Annotated in this window: 14 protein-coding genes and 1 pseudogene; 5 read left to right on the forward strand and 10 right to left on the reverse strand. The window is 71.2% G+C overall.

Features of this window, described 5'->3' with window-relative positions:
* Positions 1–20: 20 nt before the first annotated feature.
* From KYK13_RS14875 to KYK13_RS14900, 6 genes are all read right to left on the reverse strand, one after another.
* The gene (locus KYK13_RS14875; RefSeq protein WP_223645098.1) at positions 21–6,476 is read right to left on the reverse strand and encodes a non-ribosomal peptide synthetase; all 6,456 of its coding nucleotides are present in this window, start codon (positions 6,474–6,476) and stop codon (positions 21–23) included.
* A complete protein-coding gene (locus tag KYK13_RS14880; protein WP_223645099.1) occupies positions 6,473–13,195 on the reverse strand; it encodes a polyketide synthase in 6,723 nt (2,240 codons plus the stop codon). Before KYK13_RS14880 ends, KYK13_RS14875 begins: the two co-directional genes overlap by 4 nt.
* Before the next feature lie 174 nt (positions 13,196–13,369).
* The gene (locus tag KYK13_RS14885) at positions 13,370–14,248 is read right to left on the reverse strand and encodes an alpha/beta hydrolase (protein ID WP_223645100.1); all 879 of its coding nucleotides are present in this window, start codon (positions 14,246–14,248) and stop codon (positions 13,370–13,372) included.
* The gene (locus tag KYK13_RS14890; protein WP_223645101.1) at positions 14,245–15,993 is read right to left on the reverse strand and encodes a DUF885 family protein; all 1,749 of its coding nucleotides are present in this window, start codon (positions 15,991–15,993) and stop codon (positions 14,245–14,247) included. The genes KYK13_RS14885 and KYK13_RS14890 overlap by 4 nt, the downstream gene beginning before the upstream one ends.
* A gap of 27 nt (positions 15,994–16,020) precedes the next feature.
* On the reverse strand, positions 16,021–16,608 hold the full coding sequence (locus tag KYK13_RS14895; protein WP_223645102.1) for an NYN domain-containing protein: 588 nt from the start codon (positions 16,606–16,608) through the stop codon (positions 16,021–16,023).
* A 39-nt stretch (positions 16,609–16,647) separates the two neighbouring features.
* Complete coding sequence (locus tag KYK13_RS14900) at positions 16,648–17,535, reverse strand: LysR family transcriptional regulator (RefSeq protein ID WP_223645103.1); 888 nt, start codon at positions 17,533–17,535, stop codon at positions 16,648–16,650.
* A 109-nt stretch (positions 17,536–17,644) separates the two neighbouring features.
* Between KYK13_RS14900 and KYK13_RS14905 the strand changes: the two genes are divergently transcribed.
* Positions 17,645–18,577, forward strand: coding sequence for an MBL fold metallo-hydrolase (locus KYK13_RS14905; protein WP_223645104.1), 933 nt, complete (start codon positions 17,645–17,647; stop codon positions 18,575–18,577).
* Here KYK13_RS14905 and KYK13_RS14910 read toward each other — a convergent pair.
* The gene (locus tag KYK13_RS14910; RefSeq protein ID WP_223645105.1) at positions 18,510–19,526 is read right to left on the reverse strand and encodes a GlxA family transcriptional regulator; all 1,017 of its coding nucleotides are present in this window, start codon (positions 19,524–19,526) and stop codon (positions 18,510–18,512) included. The genes KYK13_RS14905 and KYK13_RS14910 overlap by 68 nt on opposite strands.
* Positions 19,527–19,690: 164 nt before the next feature.
* On the opposite strand from KYK13_RS14910, the gene KYK13_RS14915 reads away from it, so the two are divergent.
* Both KYK13_RS14915 and KYK13_RS14920 read left to right on the forward strand, forming a co-directional pair.
* Complete coding sequence (locus tag KYK13_RS14915) at positions 19,691–20,059, forward strand: hypothetical protein (RefSeq protein ID WP_223645106.1); 369 nt, start codon at positions 19,691–19,693, stop codon at positions 20,057–20,059.
* Positions 20,056–20,370 carry a DUF3817 domain-containing protein gene (locus KYK13_RS14920; RefSeq protein ID WP_223645107.1) on the forward strand — a complete coding sequence of 105 codons (315 nt, stop codon included), beginning with the start codon at positions 20,056–20,058 and terminating at the stop codon, positions 20,368–20,370. Before KYK13_RS14915 ends, KYK13_RS14920 begins: the two co-directional genes overlap by 4 nt.
* A gap of 6 nt (positions 20,371–20,376) precedes the next feature.
* On the opposite strand, the gene KYK13_RS14925 is transcribed toward KYK13_RS14920, so the two are convergent.
* Both KYK13_RS14925 and KYK13_RS14930 read right to left on the reverse strand, forming a co-directional pair.
* Complete coding sequence (locus tag KYK13_RS14925; RefSeq protein ID WP_223645108.1) at positions 20,377–21,756, reverse strand: hypothetical protein; 1,380 nt, start codon at positions 21,754–21,756, stop codon at positions 20,377–20,379.
* A 163-nt stretch (positions 21,757–21,919) separates the two neighbouring features.
* Positions 21,920–22,327, reverse strand: coding sequence for a MarR family winged helix-turn-helix transcriptional regulator (locus KYK13_RS14930; protein ID WP_223645109.1), 408 nt, complete (start codon positions 22,325–22,327; stop codon positions 21,920–21,922).
* 95 nt (positions 22,328–22,422) lie between these two features.
* On the opposite strand from KYK13_RS14930, the gene KYK13_RS14935 reads away from it, so the two are divergent.
* Positions 22,423–23,508, forward strand: coding sequence for an aldo/keto reductase (locus KYK13_RS14935; RefSeq protein WP_223645110.1), 1,086 nt, complete (start codon positions 22,423–22,425; stop codon positions 23,506–23,508).
* A gap of 6 nt (positions 23,509–23,514) precedes the next feature.
* On the opposite strand, the gene KYK13_RS14940 is transcribed toward KYK13_RS14935, so the two are convergent.
* Positions 23,515–24,453 (reverse strand): LysR family transcriptional regulator, encoded by a 939-nt coding sequence (locus tag KYK13_RS14940; RefSeq protein ID WP_223645111.1) that lies wholly within the window; start codon positions 24,451–24,453, stop codon positions 23,515–23,517.
* Positions 24,454–24,606: 153 nt separating this feature from the next.
* On the opposite strand from KYK13_RS14940, the pseudogene KYK13_RS14945 reads away from it, so the two are divergent.
* A pseudogene (locus KYK13_RS14945) lies at positions 24,607–25,062 on the forward strand (NAD(P)H-binding protein); the annotation flags it as partial.
* Between the last annotated feature and the right edge of the window lie 21 nt (positions 25,063–25,083).

Below are 25,083 nucleotides of genomic sequence, written 5' to 3' on the forward strand. Positions count from 1 at the left end.
CACTCTCCTCGAAGGGCCGCTCAGTCCGAGCGCCCCGGCAGTTTCCCCTTCAGCTTATTGAACAAGCGTTGCGCCAGGGGAACAGAAGTCTCCTGCGCGGCAGGCTTTGTCGACGGGACGTGCTGTGCCTTGGGCGTGGCCGCGGGAGCTGGCGTCGCGGGCACGAGCTGCGAGGCCACCTGCTCCAGCGTGTTGAGCAGGAGCGTGCGCGGGTGCAGCTCCTGGTTCAGCTCCTTCTTGACGCGCATCACCACCTGGAAGGACAGGAGCGAGTGCCCGCCGATGTTGAAGAAGTTGTCGTGCACGCCAACCTGCGCGATGCCCAGCACCTCCCGCCAGATGCGCGCCAGGTGCTGCTCCGTCGGCGTGCGCGGCGCGACGAAGGCGTCCTCGGCGGGACGCGAGGTGCCCGCCGGAGGCGGCAGGGCCTTGCGGTCCACCTTGCCGTTCGGAGTCAGCGGCAGGGCCTCCAGCTCCACGAAGTGCTGCGGCACCATGTACTGCGGCAGCTGCGAGCGCAGGTGCTTGCGCAGCTCCGTGTCCGTGTACGCCTGGCCCGGCTTCGTCACGAGGTACGCGACGAGGCGACGGTCACCGGGGCGATCCTCGCGAACGAGGGCGACGGCCTGGGCAAGGGAGGGATGCGAAGCGAGCGCCGCTTCGACTTCACCCAGCTCGATGCGGAAGCCACGCAGCTTCACCTGCGAGTCGTTGCGGCCCAGGTACTCCACCGTGCCGTCGGCCAGCCACCGGGCCAAATCGCCCGTGCGGTACATGCGCTCGCCAGGGCGGAAGGGATTGGCCAGGAAGCGCTCCTGCGTCAACTCCGGACGGTGGAGGTAGCCCAGCGTCACGCCATCGCCGCCGATGTAGAGCTCACCCGCGACGCCCACCGGCACGGGGGCCCGGTGAGAGTCGAGGAGGTAGAGCTGGGTATTGGCGATGGGGCGGCCGATGCGGATGGAGGAGAGGGGAGGCTGCACGCGCCAGGTGGTGGACCAGACGGTGGTCTCCGTGGGGCCGTACATGTTCCACAGGCTGGCGACACGGGAGAGGAGCGCCTCGGCCAATTCACGCGGAAGGGCCTCACCCCCGCAGAGGGCCTTGAAGCCGGGGCGGGGCTGCCAGCCGGCCTCCAGCAGGAGGCGCCAGGCGGAGGGCGTGGCCTGCATGACGGTGACGGCGTTGGCATCGAGGGCCGCCTTGAGCAGCGCACCGTCGGAGGCGGTGTCGCGCGAGGCGAGCACCACCTGGGCGCCGGAGGTGAGTGGCAGCAGCAGCTCCAGCACGGCGATGTCGAAGGAGAGCGTGGTGACGGCCAGCAGCACGTCCTGGGCCGAGAGGCCCGGAGCCTCCTGCATGGTGCCCAGGAAGTTCACCACCGCCCGGTGCGGCACGCGCACGCCCTTGGGCTTGCCCGTCGAACCCGACGTGTAGATGACGTACGCCACGGCTTCGGGCGTGATGCCGGAGACCTCGGGGGCCGTGTCTGCCTGCGACGTGGTGTCCTCGACGAAGAGGGCCTTCGCCGTGGTGGAGGGCAGGGTGCCCTGGAGCGCGCGCTGGGTGAGGACGAGCGAGAGCTTCGCGTCCTCGACCATGAAGGCCAGCCGCTCGGGCGGGAAGCCGGGGTCGAGCGGCACGTAACCCGCGCCCGCTTCGAGAATGCCCAGGAGGCCCACCACCATGTCCGGACCGCGCTCGGTGAAGAGGCCGACGAGGCTTCCGGCGGTGACACCCTCCTGCCTGAGCGCGTTCGCCACCTGGTGGCTGCGCTGCTGGAGCTGTCGGTAGGTGAGCGTCGTCGCTCCGGAGCGCAGCGCCACCGCGTCAGGCGTGGCCTGGGCCTGCGCGGCCACGAGCGTGTGCACGAAGGCCTGACGGTCGAACGGCTTCTCGGTGGCGTTCCAGTCCACCAGCACGCGCTGCTTCTCCGCGTCCGGCAGCAGCGACAGCCGGGACACCGGCACCTCCGCGTCGGACACCGCGGCGCGCAGCAGCGTGCGGATCTGCTCGAGCATGCGGAGGATGGTGTCCCGCTCGAACAGGTCGGTGTTGTAGTCCATGCCGCCGACGATGCCGTTCGCCGTCTCCTTCACCCAGAAGCTCAGGTCCAGCGGCGTCGCGTGCGCGTGCACGTGCACCTGTCCGTAGGTGATGTCCCCCAGGCTGGAGCCGCGGTTGCGCACGTCCTGGAAGGTGAAGAACGTCTGGAACAGCGGCGTGCGGCTCAGGTCGCGCTGCACGCCCAACTGCTGCATGAGCAGCTCGATGGGCATGTCCTGGTGGCCGAACGCCTCCATGCACGTGGTGCGCACGCGCTCCAGCAGTTGCCGGAACGTGAGCTCTGGCGACAACTGCGTGCGCAGCACGAGCGTGTTGACGAAGAAGCCCAGCAGGTCCTCGACCTCCGGATGCGAGCGGCCCCGGATGGGCGTGCCCACGACCAGATCCTCCTGGGCGCTGTAGCGGTGCAACAGCGTCTTGAACGCCGTGAGCAGCACCATGTACAGCGTGGCGTTGGACTCGCGGCCCAGCTTCGTGAGCGCGTCCACCTCCGCGCCGGTGAGGACGAACGGCTCGGTGCCGCCCTGGAGGCTCATCTGCGCGGGGCGCGGCTTGTCCGTGGGCAGCTCCAGCGCCGGCAGGTTCCCGGAGAGCTTCCCCTTCCAGTAGCGCGCCTGCCGCTCCAACTCCTCGCCCTGGAGCCAGTTGCGGTGCCACTCGGTGAAGTCCGCGTACTGGATGGGCAGCGTGGGGAGCTTGGGCTCCTGTCCCTTCGTGAGCGCGGAGTAGATGATGTCCAGGTCGCGCAGGAACACGTCGAACGACCACCCATCCCAGATGAGGTGATGGGGCATGAAGAAGAGGACGTGCTCGGTGGCGCCCAGCCGGAACAGCGTCAGCCGGAACAGCGGCGGCGCGGTGATGGGGATGGACTCGTCCGCCAGCGCCTGGAGGCGGCGCAGCAGGTCCTCCTCGCGCTGGTGCGCGGGGACGGGCTCCAGGTCCACCGGCTCCAGCTCCACCGTCAGGGACGGGGCCACGTGCTGCACCGGCGTGCCCTCGTCCCACCGCACGAAGGTGCGCAGCGACGCCTGGCGCTCCAGCAGCTTGTTGAAGCTGAAGCGCAGCGCGCCCACGTCCAGCGCGCCGTGGAGGCGGAACGCGGAGGGCAGGTTGTAGACGGCCGTGCCCGGGTTGAGCTGCTCCAGGAACCACAGCCGCTGCTGCATGAGGGACAGCGGCGCGGGCGCGGTGCCCGCACGGGGCGAGATGCGCTGCGCTCGGTTCATGGCGCCATCATCGCCGCGCGCCAGCCGGGCCAGCTTCTCCACGGTGGGAGCCTCGAACATGCGGCGCAGCGTGAGGCTCACGTCGAGGTCACGGCTCGCGCGCGTGAGGGCCTGCGACGCCAGCAGCGAGTGGCCGCCCAGCCGGAAGAAGTCCGCGGTGACGCTCACCCGGCGCAGCCCCAGCACCTCCGCGAAGATGGCCGCGAGCTTCTGCTCCGTCTCATCGCGAGGCGCGACGTAGGCGTCCTCCTGCGACTCCACCTGCGGAGATGGCAGGGCCTTGCGATCCACCTTGCCGTTCGGCGTGAGCGGCAGCGCAGGCAGTGCCACGAAGTGCTGCGGCACCATGTACTCTGGCAGCCCCTGCTTGAGGTGCGCGCGAAGGGCTTCGTCCGACGGAATCGTCTGTCCGGGCCGGGCGATGAGGTACGCGACGAGGCGGCGGTCGCCGGGGCGGTCCTCGCGAACGAGGGCGACGGCCTGGGCGAGGGAGGGATGCGAGGCGAGCGCCGCCTCGACTTCCCCCAGCTCGATGCGGAAGCCACGCAGCTTCACCTGCGAGTCGTTGCGGCCCAGGTACTCCACCGTGCCGTCGGCGAGCCACCGGGCCAAATCGCCCGTGCGGTACATGCGCTCGCCGGGGCGGAAGGGGTTGGCCAGGAAGCGCTCCTGCGTCAACTCCGGACGGTGCAGGTAGCCCAGCGTCACGCCGTCGCCGCCGATGTAGAGCTCACCCGCGACGCCCACCGGCACGGGGGCCCGGTGAGAGTCGAGGAGGTAGAGCTGGGTATTGGCGATGGGGCGGCCGATGCGGATGGAGGAGAGGGGAGGCTGCACGCGCCAGGTGGTGGACCAGACGGTGGTCTCCGTGGGGCCGTACATGTTCCACAGGCTGGCGATACGGGAGAGGAGCGCCTCGGCCAATTCACGCGGAAGGGCCTCACCCCCGCAGAGGGCCTTGAAGCCGGGGCGGGGCTGCCAGCCGGCCTCCAGCAGGAGGCGCCAGGCGGAGGGCGTGGCCTGCATGACGGTGACGGCGTTGGCATCGAGGGCCGCCTTGAGCAGCGCACCGTCGGAGGCGGTGTCGCGCGAGGCGAGCACCACCTGGGCGCCGGAGGTGAGCGGCAGCAGCAGCTCCAGCACGGCGATGTCGAAGGAGAGCGTGGTGACGGCCAGCAGCACGTCCTGGGCCGAGAGGCCCGGAGCCTCCTGCATGGTGCCCAGGAAGTTCACCACCGCCCGGTGCGGCACGCGCACGCCCTTGGGCTTGCCCGTCGAACCCGACGTGTAGATGACGTACGCCACGGCCTCCGGAGACATTTCCTGCGCCGGGAGCGCGGAGTCCGGCTGCGAGGCGGTGTCCTCGATGAGCAGCGGCTTCACGTTCGTGGACGGAAGGGACGCCACCAGCGCCTGCTGCGTGAGGATGGTGGAGAGCTTCGCGTCCTCGACCATGAAGGCCAGACGCTCGGGCGGGAAGCCGGGGTCGAGCGGCACGTAACCCGCGCCCGCTTCAAGGATGCCCAAAAGGCCGACCACCATGTCCGCGCCACGGTTCGTGAAGAGGCCCACGAGGCTGCCGGCGGTGACGCCCTGCTGCTTCAGCCCATGCGCCACCTGATGGGCGCGCTGGAGCAGTTGCTGGTACGTGAGCGTCACGTCCCCCGCGCGCAGCGCCACCGCGTCAGGTGTGGTCCGGGCCTGCGCGGCCACGAGCGTGTGCACGAAGGCCTGACGGTCGAACGGCTTCTCGGTGGCGTTCCAGTCCACCAGCACGCGCTGCTTCTCCGCGTCCGGCAGCAGCGGCAGGCGCGACACGGGACACTCCGCGTCCGCGACCACGCCTCGCAGCAGCTCTTCGTAACACGCCATCCAGCGGCGAACCGTGGAGCCGTCGAAGAGGTCGGTGTTGTACTGGCACTCCAGCACCACGCGGCCATGAGCCTCGGCCGCGTTGATGAAGAGGTCGAAGTTCTCGAAGTGGCGCGGGTTGCTCGCCAGGGTGCAGGTGAGGCCCTGGAACTCCAGCTGCTCACCCGTGACGGCCTGATCCACGTTGAACAGCACGTTGACCAGCGGCAGGCGGCTGGGGTCGCGCGGCAGCGCCAGCTGCTTGAGCAGCGTGCCGAACGTGTACTCCTGATGCTCGTAGGCATCGAGCATCGTGGTGCGCAGTTGCTTGAGCACCTGCGTGAAGGGCGCCTCCGCGGCCACGTTGCTGCGCAAAGGCAGCGAGTTCACGCAGTGGCCCACCAGGTCCTTCAACCCGGCCACGGACTGGCCCGCGGCGGGGATGGCCACGACCACGTCCTCCAGCCCCGTGAGCCGGTGCAGCAGGGCCTTGAAGCCCGCCAGGAGCGTGGTGAAGAAGCTGCCGCCGTGGCGCGCGCCCACGCGCTTGAGTTGCTCCACGAGCGCGGGCTCCAGGACGCAGTCCTCGCGCCGGGAGCTGTACGTCTTCGACGGCGGGCGGCGCCGGTCCAACGGCAGCTCCAGCACGGGCAGCGCGCCGGAGAACTGCTTCAACCAGTAGCGCTCGTGCTCCGCGTACTCCGGCGTCGTGGCCAGCTGCGCCTGCGCGCGGGCGTAGTCACTGAACGCGGGCGCGGGCGAAAGCGTGTGCGGCGTGCGCCGCACGTGCGCCGAGTAGAACGTCGCCAGGTCGCGCAGCATCACCGCCATGGACCAGCCGTCGCACACGATGTGGTGCGCGGTCAGCGTCAGCAGGTGCTCCCCGGGGGACAGCCGCGCAAGGCGCGGGCGCACGAGTGGCCCGGCCTCCAGGGGCAGCGGCGTCTCCACCTCGTGGGCCAGGAGCTCGCGAACGCGGGCGTCGCGCTCGGAGGGCGGCAGTGCGTCCAGCGCCAGCACCTCCAGCGGGAAGGGCGTGGAGGCGGCCACGCACAGGGTGAGACCGTCCGCGCTGAACGTCGTGCGCAGCGCTTCGTGCCGCTCCAGCAGGTCCTGGAGCGCGGCGCGCAGGCACTCGACGTCCAGTGGGCCTTGCAGCCGCACGGACATGGACTCGTTGAAGGCGCACGACGCGTCCGGGCCCATCTGCACGCCGGTCCACACCTCGCGCTGGGGCTCGGTGGAGGGCGCGGTGAGCAGCAGCGCGGGCCCGGCGAATGGATCGAAGTCGTCGGGCATGTCCTGCATCGGGGGCGCGGGGGTCTTCATCGGGTCTCGCTCAGCTTGACGAACTTGCCGGGCACCGTGGGGTGCGGGACGAACCAGGCGGGGTTGCCCTGCGGATCACGCCCCAGGCGGGCGCCGGGGACGGGAGGCTGGCTGGAATCGAAGGCGGCGGGGGCCTGCGGCTGGGGGCGCGCCGTGCCGGGCAGGAAGCCCGCGTCCTGCAGCTCCGTGACGCTGTCCTGGAACGCGGTGATGAGCCGCCGCACGTCCGCGTCCGAGTGCGCCGTGGTGAAGAAGCACGGGAAGCCATCCCAGATGTGGATGCCCTTGTCGCGCAGCAGGCAGAACAGCAGGTCCGCGTTCGCGACGTCCGACGTGACGAACGTCTTCCACAGCGAACCGAAGTGCTTGATGCGCAGCGGGGCGCCCACCTCGTCGAAGAACGCGTTGAGCGCGCTGGCGAGCGTGTCCGCCTTGGCGCTCACGCTCCGTTGCAGCTCCGGGCCCGCGGCCTTCATGTGCTCCAGCGCGGCCTTCGCGGCGGCGAGCGCCAACGGGTGGCGCACGAACGTGCCGGCGAAGTACGTCACGCCCACGGTGGGCACGGAGTCGTCGCCGTACTGCCAGTGGCCGCCGTCCAGCGCGTCCATGAACGGGCGCTTGCCCGCGATGACGCCAATGGGCATTCCGCCGCCCACGACCTTGCCGTAGGTGGCCACGTCCGCCTGTACGCCGAAGAGGGCCTGGGCGCCGCCCGGGTGCATGCGGAAGCCTGTGATGACCTCGTCGAAGATGTAGACGGAGCCGGACTTCTGGGTGAGGTCGCGCAGCTGGTGCAGGAACTCGCGCGGCTGGAAGTCCGGGCGGCGGCTCTGCACGGGCTCCACCATGATGGCCGCCAGCGAGTCCGCGCGGGCGCGCAGGGTTTCGAGCGACTCCGGCGTGCCGTAGTCCAGCACGAGCACGTCCTGCACCGCGCCCGCCATGATGCCCGGGGCGGCCGGCACCGTGCGCAGGCTCTTGGTGCCGCGCACCAGCACCTCGTCGAAGATGCCGTGGTAGCTGCCGGTGAAGATGGCGATGGTGCTGCGGCCGGTGACGGTGCGGGCGATGCGCATCGCGCCCATCACCGCCTCGGAGCCGGTGTTGCAGAGCGCCGCGCGGTCCGCGCCGGTGAACTCACAGACGAGCTTCGCGACCTCGCCGGCCAGGGGGTGCATGGGCCCCAGCTCGTAGCCGTCTTCCACCTGCTGGCGCACGGCCTGGGTGATGAAGTCCGGCGCGTGGCCGAACATCACGGAGCCGAAGCCGTTGAGCGCGTCCACGTACTCATTGCCGTCCACGTCCCAGAGCCGGGAGCCCTTCGAGCGGTTCACGGCCAACGGGTAGATGATCTCCTTGAGCAGCGGACGGAAGCCCGTCACCACGCGCGGATCCGACAAGTGACCGCGGTTCTCCTGGGCGTAGCGCTTGGAGCCCTGCGTCTTCGCGTTGTAGCGGCGGGTGAAGTCGTCCAGGAACGTCTGCTGGCGCGGCGTGAGCGAGTCCTTCGGCGCGAGGCTGATGCGCGCGATGGCGCCGAAGGCCTTCTTCACGTCGTACTTCACCGGGCCCTTGAGGTCGGCCTCGTCGGGCGCGGCGGCGGGCGCGGGCTGGGCCTGGGCGGCCTGCGGCTGCGCGGCCTGGACCGGCTCGGCGGGGGCCTGGGCGAAGGTCTGCGGGGCCAGGGGCTGCGCGGGCTGACCGGAGAGCAGCGCGAGCTGCTGGGTCATCAGCCAGAGTTGCTGCGCGACGACCGCCTGGAGGCTGCCGGCGGGGGCGGCCATCGCCTGGGCCTGGAACGCGGCACCGGCGGAGGCGAACTGCGCGGGGAGGGCGGCGACAGCCGTCGGAGTCTGGGCCTGGAACGCGGCGGACGGAGCGACCTGCGGTTGCGCGAGGATGCTCGCGGTGAGCTGCGCGGTGGGCGCGGACGCGGTCTCCGGAGGCATGTGGCTGTCGAGGTACGCGGCGAGCTGCCCCAGCGACGAGACCTCCTCCAGGAGCTGCCGGAAGGTCACCTTCACGCCGAACTGCTTCTGCACCGCGAGCGCCGCCTGCGTGAGCACCAGCGAATCCAGCCCCAGCTCCAGGAAGCTCGCGCCCGGATCCGCGTCGGCCAGCTCCAGGCCGCTCAGCTCCTCGAACAAGCTGCGCAGGGTCGGGACAAGACGCTCGGCACGGGGAACAGGGGCGGGGCTCACGACGACTCCGGTGGAGAGAGTGGGGGCGGGCACTGGCGCCCGCTCGAGGTCGATCCAGTGGCGCTGCCTCTGGAAGGGATACGTGGGAAGGGTGACGCGCTGGCGCTGCTCGTCGGCATGGAAGGCGCGCCAGTCCAGGGGCACGCCCCGGCGCCAGAGCTGGCCCGCGGCGTTCAGGAGGGCAGTCCAGTCCGCGGCATCGCCGGTGGACTCGCCCAGGGACGCGAAGACGCGCGAGCGCTGGTCCGCCGTGGCCTGCTGCCGCGCCAGCGTGGCGAGCGTCGCGCGCGGGCCCACCTCCAGCAGGAGGTGCTCGCCCTTGTCCCAGAGCGTGCGCAGCGCGGGCGAGAACCGCACCGTGTCGCGCAGGTGCCGCGCCCAGTACTCGGGAGAGGTGGCCTCGGAGGCCTTGAGCCAGGTGCCCGTCGCCGTGGAGACGATGGGGATGCGCGGCTCGGACAGGCGCACGCCCCTCACCGCCTCCAGGAAGGGCGCCACCGCGGCGTCCATCATCGGCGAGTGGAACGCGTGCGACGTCTGGAGCATCCGGCACGCGGTGCCCTCCGCCTCCAGGGTGGCCTGCAACCGCTGCACGGCCCCGGTGGGGCCGGACACCACGCACAGGCGCGGCCCGTTGTCCGACGCGATGGCCAGCCCGTCCGTCAGCCGGGGCGCCACTGCTTCAGCGGACAGGCGCACCGACAGCATGCTGCCCGGCGCCTGCGCCTGCATCCGCTGGCCGCGCTTCGCCACCAGGTGCAGCGCGTCCTCCAGCGTGAAGACGCCCGCGAGGCACGCGGCGACGAACTCGCCCACGCTGTGGCCCACGAGCGCGCCCGGCCGCACACCCCAGCTCCACCAGAGCTGCGCGAGCGCGTACTCCACCGTGAACAGCGCCGTCTGCGCGAACGACGTCTGGCGCAGTGCCTCCGCGGCCTCGGGGGACTCGGGATCCTTCGGGAAGAGCACCTCGCGCAGGTCACGTCCGAGCAGCGGCTTGAGCACCTCCGCGCACGCATCCACCGTGGCGCGGAAGGCCGGCGCGTGGCGGTACAGCCCGTGCGCCATGTCCGGATGCTGCGAGCCCTGCCCCGGGAAGAGGAACGCGACGGGCGGCGTGGACTCCAGGCCGGAGGGCTCCGGCTCGGCTGCCGTCAGCGCCCGCACGGCCTCCTCATGGGTGCCGGCCACCACGGCGCGGCGGAACGGGAACGCCTTGCGCCCCGTGGCCAGCGTATGCGCCACGTCCGGGAGAGGCTCCTCCGGATGCGCCTGGAGGTGCGAGGCCAGCCGCAGCGCCGCCTGCGACAGGGCCGCGGGCGTCTTCGCCGACAGCGTCAAGAGCTGGCGCGGCTTCGATGGGCCGGACGCGGGGCGCTCCGGGGCCTCCTCCACCACCACGTGCGCGTTGGTGCCGCCCACGCCGAACGAACTCACCCCCGCGCGCAGCGGGCCCGTGCCCTCCGGCCACGCGGAGCGCCTCGCCTGGACGAAGAAGGGGCTGCGCGGGAAGTCGATCTTCGGGTTGGGCGTCTGGAAGTGCAGCGTCGGCGGCAGCTCGCGGTGCTTCATCGCGAGCACCGTCTTCAAGAGGCCCGCCACGCCCGCCGCGGCGGTGAGGTGGCCGAAGTTGCTCTTCACCGAACCGATGGCGCAGAAGCCCGTGTCGGAGGTGTGCGCGCGGAACGCCTGCGACAGCGCCTCCACCTCGATGGGGTCGCCCAGCGGCGTCGCCGTGCCGTGCGCCTCCACGTAGCGGATGGTGCGCGGATCAATGCCCGCGTTCGCGTGCGCCGTCGCGATGGCGGTGGCCTGCCCCTCCACGCCCGGTGCCGCGAAGCTCACCTTGGCCGCGCCGTCGTTGTTGACGCCGACGCCGCGCAGCACCGCGTGGATGACGTCGCCGTCCGCCTGCGCGTCCGACAGGCGCTTGAGCACCACCGCGCCCAGGCCGTCGCTGAAGAGGGTGCCGGTGGCCTTCGCGTCGAAGGGGCGGCAGTGCCCGTCCTGGGAGAGCATGCCGCCCTCCTGGTACAGGTGGCCGGACTTCTGGGGCACCGTCACGGACGCGCCGCCCGCGAGCGCCACGTCGCACTGGTGCGTCTGGAGCGCCCAGAAGGCCTGCGCCACCGCGACCAGCGACGTGGAGCACGCGGTGTTGAGCGACAACGCGGGGCCGCGCAGGTCCAGCTTGTGCGCGACGCGCGTGGCCGCGTAGTCCTTCTCGTTGGCCACCATCGCCTGGAAGGCGCCCACGCGCCCCACGATGTCCTGCCGGGGCAACACGTGCAGCGGCTGGTAGCTGTTGTTGTGCGTGCCCGCGAAGACGCCGATGAGGCCGGGGTACGTCTCCGGCACGACGCCGGCGGACTCCAGCGCCTCCCACGCCGTCTCCAGGAACAGGCGCTGCTGCGGATCCATCACCTGCGCCTCCTTCGGCGTGATGCCGAAGAAGGCCGCGTCGAACAGCTCCACGCCGTCCAGGATGCCGCGCGCCCGCACGTACTCGGGGGCGTCCCGCTCGGCGGCGGGCACGGAGGGGTCCACCTCCTCGCGCGTGAAGGTGGCGACGGACTCCACGCCGCCCACCAGGTTCTTCCAGAACGACTCGATGTCGGGCGCGCCCGGGAAGCGGCCCGCCATGCCGATGATGGCCACCGGCTCCGCGCCGCCGCCCGCCTGCTGGCGCTTCGCCTGCCGCGCCTCCACCTGCTGCCGCAGCGACGGGCGCGACGCATCCCCGGTCAGCACCGCCGCGAGTTGCGCCACCGTGGGAGACTGGAACAGCTGGACGATGGGGATCTCCAGCCCGTGCGCCTGCCGCAGCCGCGCCACGCACTGGAGCGCGAGCAGCGAGTTGCCGCCCAACTCGAAGAAGCTGTCGTGCACGCCCACCCGGTCGATGCGCAAGAGCTGCGCCCAGGACTCCGCGAGCGTGCGCTCCAGCGGCGAGCGCGGCGAGACATACGCCTGCTGAAGCTCCGGCCGCGTGGGCAGCGGGGCGGGGAGTCCGCGGCGATCGATCTTCCCGCTGGGCGTGCGCGGCAGGGCGTCCAGCAGCACGAACGCGGAGGGCACCATGTAGTCCGGCACCCGCGTGGACAGGTGGCGCCGCAGCGTCCCGGCCGTGTGCTCCAGCGTGCCGTCCGGGACGACGTAGGCCACCAGCCGCTTGTCGCCGGGCTCGTCCTCGCGCGCCACCACCGCCACCTGCTTCACCGCCGGGTGGCTGCCGAGCGCGACTTCAATCTCGCCCAGCTCGATGCGGTAGCCGCGCACCTTCACCTGGCCGTCGATGCGGCCCAGGAACTCCACGTTGCCGTCCGGCAGCACGCGCGCCAGGTCGCCCGTCTTGTACGCGCGCTCACCGGGCTTGAGCGGGTGTTGCACGAAGCGCTCCGCGGTCAGCGCCTCGCGGTGCAGGTAGCCGCGCGCCAGACACACGCCCGCGAGGTACAGCTCTCCGGACTCGCCTCGCGGCACGGGCTTCTTCTGCTCGTCCAGCACCAGCAGCTCGCAGCCGTCCACCGCCTGGCCGATGGGCGGCAGCGCGGGCCACGTGTCGGGTGAGCCCCGGAGCACGTAGCTGGAGACGACGTGCGTCTCCGACGGGCCGTAGTGGTTGTGCAGCGCGCAGCCCGGCAGCGCGGCGAAGAACGCGCGCAGGTGGTGCGTCACCTGGAGCTGCTCGCCCGCGGTGACGACCTCGCGCAGGGCTGGCGGAACCTTCTGGTGCGAGGTGGCGATCTCCGCCACGTTCTGCAGCGCGATGAAGGGCAGGAACAGCCGCTCCACGCGCTCGTCCGCCAACAGCTGCAACAGCAGCACGGCGTCCAGCCGCAGCGCGTCCCGCACCAGCACCAGCGTTCCGCCAGAGCACCAGGTGCCGAACAGCTCCTGGAACGACACGTCGAAGGACAGCGGGGAGAACTGCAGCGTGCGCGTGCCCGGCCCCGCGATGGACTGGCCCAGCTGCCACGCGATGAGGTTGGCGAGCGGCCGGTGTCCCATGGCCACGCCCTTGGGCGTGCCCGTGGAGCCGGACGTGTAGATGGCGTAGGCCAGTCCGTCCAGGTTCGACGCGTCCACCGGCGAGGCGGGGGCCTCCGGCGCGAAGAGGGCCGGGGATTCGTCCAGGCACAGCACCGGTCCCGCGAAGGCCGGCAGGCCCGCGCGCAGCCTCGCCTGGGTGAGCAGCACCGGCGCCTTCGCATCCTCCAACATGAAAGCCAGACGCGGCGCGGGGTAGGCCGGGTCCAATGGCAGATACGCGCCGCCAGCCTTGAGCACGGCCAGCACCGCCACCACCATCTCCACCGACCGTTCCAGGCACACGCCGACGAGCACGTCCGTGGTGACACCCAGTCCCCGCAGATGATGCGCGAGCTGGTTGGAGCGGCGGTCCAACGCCGCGTACGTCAGCCCCCCACCGTCGAAGCGGACTGCCTCGGCATCGGGTGTTCGGGACGCTTGCGCGGTGAAGTGCGCCACCACTGTCTGCATGAGCGCTGCGTCCACGGACATATCCCCCTGGGCCATCCGACCTTTAGGTTCCGAACATTGGAAATGAAAGCGGATGGGAAAGGCGCGCCAACCCGGTCTCCGAGCATGCCATGCCTGGAATGGATTGATCGCGCCTGAGCAGATTCCTTACATGCGGGTGAGCCCTCGGCCGCTCCCCTGGCACCGCATTCAGAGAAAGCGCGAAAAGAACTCCTGCACTTTACGTGGATATTCGTCGGGCGCGGCCTGGAGATAGTTCTCGTGGCCCGCCCCGGGTACGAGCCACTTCTCCCAGGGGCCTTGACCCTGGCGCAGGAGCTCCTCCAGCGCGGCGCTCGGCACCCACGGATCCGCCGCGCCCGCGATCAACAGGACGGGGCGGCCCGCGAGCGCGGCCATGTTTCGCGCGGGCTGTACCGCGTTCACGTCGACACCCGCGCGCTTCATCACGCCCAGCGCGGGCCACAGGCCCAAGGGCCCCCAGTGTCCCAACTCGTCCTGGAGCGCCTGCGCGGGCGCCACGGCGGCGGCCTCCACCACCACGGCCTTGAGGCGCGGATCCTCGGCCGCGGCCTTCAGCACGGAGTAGCCTCCGAGCGAAAACCCGAGCGCGCCGATGCGCTTCGCATCCACCTCCGGCTGATGCGCGGCGAAGTCCACCGCCGCCCGCACCTGGATGGCCTCGCGGTCGCCGTAGGTGGACACCGTCCCGCTGCTCTCACCGTGCGCGCCCAGATCGAAGAGCAGCAGGCCGTACCCCGCCCGCGCCAGGAACCGCGCCTCGGGCAAGAGCTGCGTGCGGTTGCCCGAAAGCCCATGGACCAGCACGACGACCGCCCCGTCGCGCGGAGGCAGGTACCAGCCCTTGAGCTGAAGGCCGTCCGCGTCCTGGAACGCGACGTCGCGCAGGCTGGAGAACTCCGCGTCCTCCGGAGGGCTCCCCACCGGCTGACGGGGCGGGTGCACCTCCTGGGAGATGTACCGCGCACTGCGCACGGCGACCCAGGCCGCCATCGCCAGCAGCGCCACGCCTCCCAGGAGGAGCCCGGCGACGAGCGGACGCTTCACGCGGACTCCCGCGCCACCCACGCGTCCACCTTCGCCTCCAGCACGTCCAGCGGCAGCGAGCCCGTGAGGAGCACCTCGTCGTGGAAGGCCTTCACGTCGAAGCGCGCGCCCAGCGCGGCCTCCGCCCGGTCGCGCAGCGCGCGGATCCGCAGCTGGCCGACCTTGTACGCCAGCGCCTGGCCGGGCCACGCGATGTAGCGGTCCACCTCGTTGGTGACGTCCAGCTCCTGGCGCGGCGCGTGCTCCATGAAGAAGTCCAGCGCCTGCTTCCGCGTCCACCGCTTCGCGTGCAGGCCGGTGTCCACCACCAGCCGCACCGCACGCCACATCTCGTAGGCGAGCTGGCCGAACTTGTCGTACGGGTCGTCATACAGGCCCAGCTCGTCGCCCAGGGACTCGGCGTAGAGCGCCCAGCCCTCGTCGAAGGCCACGTAGGACGTGAAGCGGCGGAAGTCCGGGACGTCCGTCTGCTCATTGGCCAGGCACACCTGGAAGTGGTGGCCGGGCACGGCTTCGTGCAGCGTCAGGGGCACCATCTCCCAGACGGGGCGCGTCTCCGGCCGGTAGAGGTTCACCTGGAAGGTTCCCGGGCGCGAGCCGTCCGCGGCCGCCGGGAAGTAGAAGCCCGTCGTCACGTCCGGGGCCATGGCCTCCGGGATGGGTTCGACCACGTAGGGCTTCTTCGGCATCGTCCGGAACAGCCGGGGCAGCAGCGGATCAATGCGGCGGGCCAGCGCCCGGTAGCGCGCGAGCAGCGACTCGCCCGTGGGCTCGTAGAAGCGCGAGTCCGTGCGCACCTTCTCGAAGAAGGCCTGCCGCGTGCCGGTGAAGCCCGTGCGGGCCATCACCTGATCCAGCTCCGCGCTCAGCCGCCGGACCTCCGCGAGCCCCATCGCGTGGATGTCATCGGGCGTCAGGCGCGTCGTCGTGTGCCGGCGCGCGAGCACCGTGTACATCGCTTCCCCGTCCGGGAACTGCCACACGCCCACGGTCTCCGGGGCGGCGGGCAGGTACTCCGTGAGGACGAAGTCCAGGGCCCGCTTCAGCGCGGGCACCACCGTGTTCGCGATGGCCTCACGGCCCGCCTGCGAGAGCCGCCGCGCGTCCTCTGGCGCGAAGTCCTTCGGCATGCGCGTGAAGGGCCCGTAGAAGCCGCTCGCCGTCGGGTCCTCCACCACCTGCCGCTCCAGTTGCGGCGGGATGCGCTGGAGCACGATGCGCGGGTGGATGCGGTGCTGGCGCATGCCCTCGCGCATCAGCGCCACCACCTGCTCCGCGTAGGTGCCGAAGCGCTCCAGCCGCTTCACCCAGTCCTCGTAGTCCTGCACCGTCTCGAAGCGCAGGGTGTCCGCCAGCTGGTACGCCGTCTGGAGCCCCGGCGGCATCTTGAGGCCCTCCGGCAGGCAGCCCATCTGGTTGAGGGGCAGCAGGTGGGCCTTCACCCCGTACTCCTCGATCCACGTCTCGTGCATCCGGCGGAAGAGGTCCAGGTGCAGCCGGTCCGCGTCGCTGTCCAGCGCGGCGCGGTCCACGTCCTGGAGCCGGCGCAGCACGTCGTGGCTGTGCCGGTGATCCGCCTCCAGCCCGGCGAGGCTCAGGTCATCCCACCGGTCATTCCAGCGCCGGTCCCCCAGGAGCGACGCGTAGGTGGGGTACTGCTGGAGTGAGTACTGCCACTCCGCATCCAACAGGGCGTGCAGCGCGGCGGAAGCGGCACCGCGCGAGGGGACGGACTCGGATGACATGGGCGGACTCCGGAGCGCAAACCGCGGCTAGATGAACAGCGTGGGATCGAACTCGTCCACGTTGACCGGCAGCAGCCGGGGCAGGGGACGCTGGAACACGCGGGCGTTGAGCTCCAGGTCGACGACCTTCAGGCCCAGCGGGGTGAGCTCGCGGAACTTCTGGCTCACGTACTCGCGCAGCCCCAGCACGGCGACCTGACGCTTCTCCTCCAGCAGCGGCTTGAGCGCCTCCGCGAAGTCCGCGCCGTCGTGGCTGGCCAGGCCCACCGCCGCCTGCGGGCGCTGGGTGCGGATGTTCTCCAGGAGCTTCAGGATGCCCAGGTCCACGACCTTCTGGTCCGGACGGCCGTGCAGCAGCGCCACCTCGCAGCCCGCGGACTTCAGCGCGCGCACGAAGCCAATCATCGCGTCCGGCAGCTGCTCGCCGCGCGCGTTGAGCACCACCACGCAGCGTACGGGCTTGGGAAAGTACGTGTCACAGAAGGCGACGAGCCGGTCGAACTGCACCCGGTCCTGGGGCTCGGGCTTGCGCCCGACGATGTTGGAGACAGCCCAGTCGACGTTCTCGGCGTCGATGAGGACGTAGGAGGCTGCTGCGGGACGCGCGGATTGCATGGCGGGCACAATACGCGGGCCGGCGTCCGTTGGGGGTTTTCATCGACCCACGCGAATCCGTTGGAACTCCTCAAGAAGCAGCTCCGACACACGTCTCACGCGGGGGATGTCCAGCGCGGACCTCGCGCACACCAGGTGCGTCTGGCTGCGGGAGAAGGGCCCCAGGTCCAGCTCCAGCGGCACCAGCTGCGTGGGGCGCGTGAAGCGGTGCGCCATGCGAGCGAGCACCATCGCGCCCAGGCCGGCCTCCGCCGCCGCGAGCATCACCAGGTAGCTGTCCGCCGTGAAGGCCGGGGCGAAGCCGGGGATCATCGACTCCAGCTGGGGGTTGGGCGGGACGGCCTCGAATGGCGGCGCCCAGGCGACCCAGGGCAGCTGCTGGAGCGTCACCTTCTTGGGCAGCCGGGCCTTCAAGGCCTTGGAGACGAAGACGGCGTTCGGGACCTCCAGCGTGTCCACGAGCTTCAGGTCCGCGCTCGTGGGAGGCCGCCCGCGCAGCGCGAGGTCCGCCTCGCCGCGCGCCAGGTCCTGGTACTGGATCTGGGACTGCACCTCCAGGCGCAGGCCCGGGTTCTTCTGCGCGACGAAGGCGGCGAAGGGGGCCACGAAGTCGAAGCTCATGAAGGGCGTGGCCGTCACGCGCACGATGCCCCGGGGGGAGCTGTCCGAGGACTCCGCCGCGCGGTGCAGCTCCCCGGCCCACTCCGCCATCTTCTTCGCGGGCACGAGCAGCCGCTCTCCCGCCGCCGTGAGCGCCGCGCCATCCACGCTCCGGCGGAACAGCGCCGCGCCCACCGTGTATTCGAGCGCGGCGAGCCGCCGGCTCACCGTGGGTTGTCCGATGCGCAGCCGCCGCGCGGCCCCGCTGAAGCTGCCCGTCTCCGCGATGGCGAGGAACAGCCGGGCGTCGTCCCAGGAGATATCCATGAATGGATGGCATCATGCCGTTTTCGCGGATTTCCATCCACGGGCGCATCGCGCATCTTCCCTCCCGTCCCGAACGCCCGGCGCCGCATGCCGGCACAAGGAGTCCGCCATGAAGTCCACCCTGTTCGCGCTCTGCCTCTCCGTCGTGGGGTTCACCACCGGCTGCGCCACGTCGTCCCATGCCGTCCAGCAGTCCGCGCTCGGGGTGACGCGGCCGGCGGAGGCGCTGCTCGCGGAGCTGGACGTGCCGGGGCCGGTGGAGCTGGAGACCGTGACGTCGTGCGACTGGTCCGTGGACCGGAGCGGCCTCATCAACCTGGACCACCCGACGGCGAAGGCGGCGCACCTGGAGGACGGCGACGAGCCCATCCAGGTCTTCTTCCACGCGCTGCGCCACCCGACGCGGGGGCTGTACATCGTGGACACCGGGGTGGAGACGGCGCTGCGGGACGCGCCGGACCGCGCGGCGCTGGGCGGCATCGTCACGAGCGCGATGCACATGGAGAAGATGAAGGTGCTGGCGCCGCTGGGCGAGTGGCTGGCGAAGCAGCCCCAGCCGCTGTCCGGCGTCTTCCTCACGCACCTGCACCCGGACCACATCAGCGGCATGGCGGACGCGCCGGCGGGGACGCCCGTCTACACCGGCCCGGGCGAGGCGGGCAGCCGCGCCTTCGTGAACCTGGCGGTGCAGGGCGCCACGGACCGCGCGCTGGCGGGCAAGCCGGCGCTGTCCGAGTGGAACTACACGGCCGACGCGAAGGGCCTCTTCGACGGCGCGGTGGACATCTTCGGGGACGGCTCCGTGTGGGCGCTCTGGGTGCCGGGGCACACGCCGGGCAGCACCGCGTACCTCGTGCGCTCCACGAAGGGGCCGGTGCTGCTGTTGGGGGACGCCAGCCACACGCGCTGGGGCTGGGAGCACGACGTGGAGCCGGGCACCTTCACGCAGGACGCGTCTCGGGGCGTGGAGAGCTTCAAGAAGCTGCGCGCATTCGTCGCGGCGCACCCGGAGGTGGAGGTGCGCTTCGGCCACCAGCACTGAGGCCGTCCGGGCCGCGCCGGAACGCGCGGCGGTAGGCGAGGGGGCTGGTGGTGACGAAGCGCTGGAAGTGTTCGCGGAAGGTGGTGGTGGAGCCGAAGCCCACCTCCTCCGCGACGGCCTCCACGGACTGGCCGGTGGTCTCGAGCAGGTGCTGCGCGCGGCGCACGCGGGCGCGCAGGAGCCACTGGAGCGGCGTGGTGCCGGTCTGTTCCCGGAAGCGGCGGCTCAGGGTGCGCTCGCTCATCGCCGCCTTCCGGGCGAGGGCCGGGAGCGTGAGCGGGCGGTGCAGGTGGTCCTCCATCCAGCGCAGCAGCGGCTCCAGCGACGCCCCCTCCGGTGCGGGCGGTGCATGGGTGATGAACTGGGACTGGCCGCCGTCGCGCTCCAGCGGCATCACCGACAGCCGCGCCGCGTCCGCCGCCACCGCGGCGCCGTAATCCCGCCGCACCAGGTGCAGGCACAGGTCCATTCCCGCCGCCGCACCCGCGGAGGTGAGCAGCTGGCCGTTGTCGACGTAGAGGACGTTGGGATCCACCTGGATGCGGGGATGTCGCCGGGCCAGCTCCTCCGCGGCCAGCCAGTGGGTGGTGGCGCGCAGCCCATCGAGCAGCCCGGTCTCGGCCAGGATGAAGGCCCCGGAGCAGATGGAAGCGATGCGCGCGCCCCTGCGTGACGCCGCGCGGAGCGCCCGCACCAGCCGGGGCGGGACGGGCGAGGAGACGTCCGTGGTGCCCGGCAGGAGGAGGGTGTCCGCGCGGGCCAGCGCGCCCAGGCCGTACCGGGTCTTTACCCGGAACGCGCCCGCGTGGATCTCGGGTGTCACACCGCAGACGCGGACCTCGTAGCCCGCGCGCCCGTCGGGCAGCCGCACGCGGCCGAAGACCTCGGTGGGGATCGCGAGGTCGAAGGGCACCACTCCATCCAGCGCGACGATGGCCACGGTGTGCATGGCGGGAAGATGCCAGGACGGGGGTGTTCCCGCCAGGGTGGGGGGGCGTGGCGGGAAACCGTCGAAAGATGGCGTTTCCGCCACTCACGATGGGGCGCTCGCCGTGTCATATGAGCGGAGGTTCGTGGCGATGGACGCCACGGCGTGCCAGGGACGTGTGACGGGTGTTGCTCTACCGCTTGCTGCTCCTGCTGAAGTTCGTGGGCGTGGTGCTCTTTGGAGGAGGCCTCGTGGCGGCGCTGGTGGCCACGACGTCGCGCGACCGGAAGAGGGCGGTGCACGCCATCGCGTCGCCGGGGTTGGTGTTGACGTGGAGCGCGGGCTACCTGCTGACGCTCCAGCTCAACGTCGCGCTGACGGAGCCGTGGATATTGGGCGGGCTGTCGCTGTCCTTGGTGTCGCAGCTGGCGCTCGGGGCCCTGGCCACCCACGAGCGGCGCACGCTGACGGGGGCGCTGCTGGCGGCCGTGCCGTTCTTCTTCGTGCTGGTGTTGATGATCTTCCGGCCGCGCTGGCCCGGGGTGGACCCATGAGCGCGTTGCGGCAACTGCGGTGGGTGGCCTTCCTGGAGGGGCTGTCCTTCCTGGGGCTGCTCTTCATCGCGATGCCGGTGAAGTACCTGCTGGGGCAGCCCCTGGCGGTGCGAATCACCGGCAGCGTCCACGGGCTCCTGTTCCTGCTCTTCGTGTCGTCACTGTTTCGCGCGGCCTCCGAGCACGGCTGGCCAGTGCGCCGTTCGCTCGCGGCGTTCGGAGCGTCGCTGGTGCCCTTCGGGACCTTCGTGCTGGACCGCGCGCTGCGGCGGGAGGAGCAGCGCGCGGCGGATGGAGACGTCCGGCCGTAGGGGCAGCTACTTCAGCCGGAACGAACCCTCGGAGATGATCAGCAGCTCCACGCCGGTGTTGGCCTTGGCGCCGAAGGACGTCAGGGTGGCGGTGGCGCCGGCGCGCACCGCGGCGTCGTAGGTGGCGAAGGCGTTGACCACCGCGTCCGCGAGCACCGTGGCGGATGCCTTTCCGGACTGCTCCAGCACCGTGCCCAGCGTGGCGTCGAGCGTCGCCCCCGCCTGCGCTCCCGTGTGCACCGCGGAGTCGAAGGCGAGCTGGTTGCTGCTCGTCACGCCCAACTGCGCGCCCATCACGGATGCGCTGCCGCTGGTGGCGAGCTGTGCATTGTAGGACGTCCATGCCGTCGCGGCGGCGCTGGCGGACGTGGAGCTGGACAGGCTCGCGCGCAGCGACGTGGCCGCGGTGTTCGCCTGGGCCACCGCCGTATCCGAGGCGTTGGCGCTCTGGAGCAGGGCCTTCACGGCGGCCTCGGTGGCCCGGGCCTCCAGCGAGGCCGCGGCCCGCACCGACGCGTCCGCCACCGCGATCCCCGCTCCGGAGGACAGCCGCGCTTCCACCGCCATGCGGTAGGACACGCTGGCCTCCCGCTCCGCTTGCTGGTCCTGCGCGTCGGTCGCCTGCGGCGTGGCCGCGCGCACCGCCGCGAAGAACGTGTCGTAGGCGCTCGCCGCGGAAGAACCGCCGGCATCCAGCGCGGCGTCCAGCTGCGCGGACGCATCCAGCGACGCGCTGAAGAGCTGGTCCTGGGTCACCGAGGCGCCGGCCCGGGTATACGCCTTGAGCCGCGTGGCCTGCGCCGCGCGCACCGCCGCCGCGAGCGCCTCCACGGACTCGGCCGCAGTCGCCTTGAGCTGACCACGCACCGCCGCCGCCTGCTCCGCGTTCAGCCGCGCGCGCAGGTCCACCGTGTCCACGCTGTCCGGCGAGTCCCCGTCCCGCACCATCTGGACGAAGACCTCCGCCTCCAGCGACGACTCACTGGTGATGGGCGGCGCCGTGCGCACGTCCTGTCCGGACTGCGGCTGCGTGGAGTCCAACACCGCGGAGCCCACCGTCACGCCCGATTTGTTCACCGCCTCGATGACCAACCGCTGCCCCGGTTTGTCCAGCTCCAGCGTGTAGCTGCCGTCCGCCGCGACGGACGCCTCCGTCAGCGTCGACAGGTCGCCGGCCGCCACCACGCGGCTGATCCGCACCGTGGCCGCCGCGGAAGCCGTTCCATCCCCCGCCAGTGCGGGCGCGCCATCGGTGAGCCCCTGCGACTGCTGGCCGCCTCCGTTGGTGACATGTCCGCGGACCTGCACCTTGTCACCACCACACGCAGCCAGCAGCCAGCACACCAGTGCACCCAGAACCACTTCACCCGCGCGACGCGTCTGCATGTATGGACAACCCCCGGCCAGGCGAGGACCGCCTCGGCATCGTGTTGAGAATTACGTACCAATCGAATGTCTGGATTCAAGAGGCAGCCAGTGCGTGACAATGGCTGGGATTGCAACGAGTCCAGTTCCTGGTCCAGCCCGTCCAGTTCGTGGACCGCCGCCGTCAGCGCATCTTCTCCAGCAGGTGCTGGAGCTGCGCCTGCTCCGCTGCACTCAGGCGACCGAGCCTCGCGCTGAACGCCTCCGACAGCATCGCCAGGCCCCGCGCCGTCACCTTCCGCCCCGCCGGGGTGACCTGCAGCCGGTGCCGGCGCAGGTCCTCGGTGTCGAGCTCCCGGCGCAGGAAGCCCGCCACCTCCAGCCGCTTCACGTACACCGTGATGGTCGGCTTCGGCATGCTCAGCGTCGCCGCCAGCTCGGCCGGGTAGGGGTGCTCCTCCACCTGCGCCAGCACGAACAGCTCCTTCGTGTCCAGCCCCAGCTCGGCGATGTCGGGCGACACGTCCGCGATGACCGACATCAGCAGGTTGTAGTTCAGCGACCAGATTCTCGCCGGGTCGATTCTCGACATGAGGGGTTGCGCGGAAATTGGTACAAAATTAAATCAGTTCAAGGCTGAACCAGTTCGGCCTTCCCCGAAACGGTAGCACATCCCCTGGAGCCCTCATGCCTCTCGACCACTATGTGACGCTCGGCCGCTCAGGCCTCCGCGTGAGCCCGCTGTGCCTTGGCGCGATGACGTTTGGCGAAGACCTCGGCTGGGGCACCAGCGTGGAGGAGTCCGAGCGCATCATCGACCGGTATCTCGAACTGGGCGGCAACTTCATCGACACCGCCAACTTCTACACGAAGAGCCACTCCGAGAAGATCATCGGCGACCACGTGGGGCGGCACGCGGCCCGGCGCGACCGCCTGGTCATCGCCACCAAGTTCAGCGGGAACCTCTATCCTGGCGACCCGAACGGGGGCGGCTCCGGCCGCAAGTCCATCATCGCTGCGTGCGAGAACTCGCTCCGCCGCCTGCAAACCGACTACATCGACCTGTACTGGCTCCATAACTGGGACGTGCATACGCCCATCGACGAGACGATGGCCGCGCTCGAGGACCTCGTCCGGGCCGGCAAGGTCCGCTACCTCGGCGTCTCCGACACGCCGGCGTGGAAGATCGTCGAGGCCAACGTCACCGCGCGCTTCCGCGGCTGGTCGGCGTTCATCGGGTTGCAGATCGAGTACTCGCTGCTGGAGCGCAGCGTGGAGCAGGAGCTGGTCCCCATGGCCCTGGAGCACGGGCTGGGCATCACCCCCTGGTCCCCGCTCAAGAGCGGCGCGCTCAGCGGCAAGTACACCCGCAAGAACGCCGGGCAGCTGAAGGCAGACCGGGGCGCCTTCATCGAGCCCTTCCTGAACGAGAAGACCTACACCGTCGTCGACGCGCTGGAGCAGATTGCCCGCGCGCACGAGAGCACCCCGGCGCGCGTGGCGCTGGCCTGGGTCATGGCGAAGCCGGGCGTCGGCTCGACCATCATCGGCGCGCGGCGGATTTCCCAGCTCGAGGACAACCTCAAGGCCGCCGACGTGAAGCTCACGGCCGCGGAGCTGGGCCGCCTGGACGAGCTCACGAAGCCCACCTTCGGGTTCCCGCAGAACATGCAGCCCGTCTTCCCCGCCATCCACAACGGTGGGACGACGGTGAACGGCACCTTCGCGCCGGCGTCCCCCTTCGGAGTGCAGAAGGGCGACAAGATCTACTGAGCCCCTTCACTTCCGGGGCCGCGGCCTCGTGCCCGGCCCCTTCGCGGGACCACCCCGCGCCTGCTCGCGCGCGAACGCCTCCGCCACGAAGTCCACGAACACGCGGACGCGGGGCGACAGGTGGCGGCGCTCCGGATAGACGACGAACACGTCCGGTCCCGGCGGGTGCACCTCGCCGAGCACGGCGCGCAGCCGCCCGGAGGCCAGCGCCTGGGTGGCGACGAACTCCGGGATGCGCGCGATGCCCCCGCCCGCCAGCGCCAGCGCGAGCAGCGCTTCGTTGTTGTCGGACGCGAAGGGGCCGGGCACGTCCACCGGCTGGCCATCCAGCCGCCATGGGACGCGCTGGCCGTCGCGCAGGTAGGCCAGGCACGCGTGTCGCTGGAGGTCCGTGACCTTCCGGGGCGTGCCGTGCCGGCGCAGGTACGTGGGCGAGGCGCAGATGACGGCGCGCGATTCTCCCAGCCGCCGGCGCACGAGCCGCGTGTCCGAGCTCTCCCCCATGCGCAGCCCCACGTCCACGCGCTCCTCCAACAGGTCGATGAAGCGGTCCGTGAGCCCCAGCGCGCACTGAATCAGGGGATACGCGGCGAGGAACGCCGGCAGCCGCGGCACCAGCCAGTGACGGCCCAGGTCCATGGGCGCGGTGACGTGGAGCGGGCCGCGGGGGCCCTTCGACTCGCGCAGCTCGTCCTGGGCCGCGTCGAGCTCCGAGACGATGCGTTGGCCTCGCTCAAAGAGAGACAGCCCCTCCGGTGTCGGCTGGAGCCGCCGCGTGCCGCGCTGGAGGAGCAGTGCGCCCAGCCGGCCCTCCAGGCGGGCCACCGACTTGCTGACCGCGGAAGGGGACACGCCGAGCGCCCGGGCCGCCGCGCTGAAGCTGCCCGTCTCGAGCGTGCGCACGAAGGCGCCCAGCCCGGCGAGCGGCTCCTGGATGAGGGTCATCCAAGTACTCCAGGAACAGGACGTGTGACCGGCAAGCCACTACCCGTCCACCTGGGAACAGCGCAGGTTTCCGCCCATTCACGGGAGCGGATGATGAAAGTCTTCGTGTTGGGCGCGACGGGGTACATCGGCGGGTCGGTGGCGGCGCGGTTGATGGCGGCGGGGCATCAGGTGGTGGGCACTGCCCGGACGCAGGACAAGGCGCGAGCGCTGGAGGCGCGCGGCATCCAGGCGACGGTCGCGTCCTTCGACGACCTGGCCGTGCTCGCGAGGCTGGCGAAGGAGTCCGACGCCGTCATCAGCGGGGCATCCCCGGACGAGCGCACGGCCGTGGAGGCGCTGCTCGCCGCGCTGAGGGGCTCCGGCAAGCACTTCATCCACACCAGCGGCTCCAGCATCGTGGCCACGGATGCGGGCGGCGAGCTGACGACGGGCGTGCACGACGAGGACACGCCCATCGAGCCCGTCCCGGAGAAGGTGGCGCGCATCGCCCTGGACAAGACGGTGCTGGACGCCTCGAAGGACGGCATCCACACCGACGTCATCTGCCCGTGCCTCGTCTATGGCAAGGGCCTGGGACTGAACGCGGACAGCGTGCAGCTGCCGCCGCTCATCCAGTACGCGCGCGAG

Origin of the sequence: Corallococcus sp. EGB (assembly GCF_019968905.1) — a bacterium.
Classification (GTDB): Bacteria; Myxococcota; Myxococcia; order Myxococcales; family Myxococcaceae; genus Corallococcus.

Excerpts from the sequence above, each read along its gene's own strand:
- KYK13_RS14900 (WP_223645103.1), bottom strand. The coding sequence starts at position 17,535 with ATGGATATCTCCTGGGACGACGCCCGGCTGTTCCTCGCCATCGCGGAG.
- KYK13_RS14920 (WP_223645107.1), top strand. The coding sequence starts at position 20,056 with ATGAGCGCGTTGCGGCAACTGCGGTGGGTGGCCTTCCTGGAGGGGCTG.
- KYK13_RS14930 (WP_223645109.1), bottom strand. The coding sequence starts at position 22,327 with ATGTCGAGAATCGACCCGGCGAGAATCTGGTCGCTGAACTACAACCTG.
- KYK13_RS14890 (WP_223645101.1), bottom strand. The coding sequence starts at position 15,993 with ATGTCATCCGAGTCCGTCCCCTCGCGCGGTGCCGCTTCCGCCGCGCTG.
- KYK13_RS14925 (WP_223645108.1), bottom strand. The coding sequence starts at position 21,756 with ATGCAGACGCGTCGCGCGGGTGAAGTGGTTCTGGGTGCACTGGTGTGC.
- KYK13_RS14910 (WP_223645105.1), bottom strand. The coding sequence starts at position 19,526 with ATGCACACCGTGGCCATCGTCGCGCTGGATGGAGTGGTGCCCTTCGAC.
- KYK13_RS14875 (WP_223645098.1), bottom strand. The coding sequence starts at position 6,476 with ATGAAGACCCCCGCGCCCCCGATGCAGGACATGCCCGACGACTTCGAT.
- KYK13_RS14940 (WP_223645111.1), bottom strand. The coding sequence starts at position 24,453 with ATGACCCTCATCCAGGAGCCGCTCGCCGGGCTGGGCGCCTTCGTGCGC.
- KYK13_RS14895 (WP_223645102.1), bottom strand. The coding sequence starts at position 16,608 with ATGCAATCCGCGCGTCCCGCAGCAGCCTCCTACGTCCTCATCGACGCC.
- KYK13_RS14905 (WP_223645104.1), top strand. The coding sequence starts at position 17,645 with ATGAAGTCCACCCTGTTCGCGCTCTGCCTCTCCGTCGTGGGGTTCACC.
- KYK13_RS14935 (WP_223645110.1), top strand. The coding sequence starts at position 22,423 with ATGCCTCTCGACCACTATGTGACGCTCGGCCGCTCAGGCCTCCGCGTG.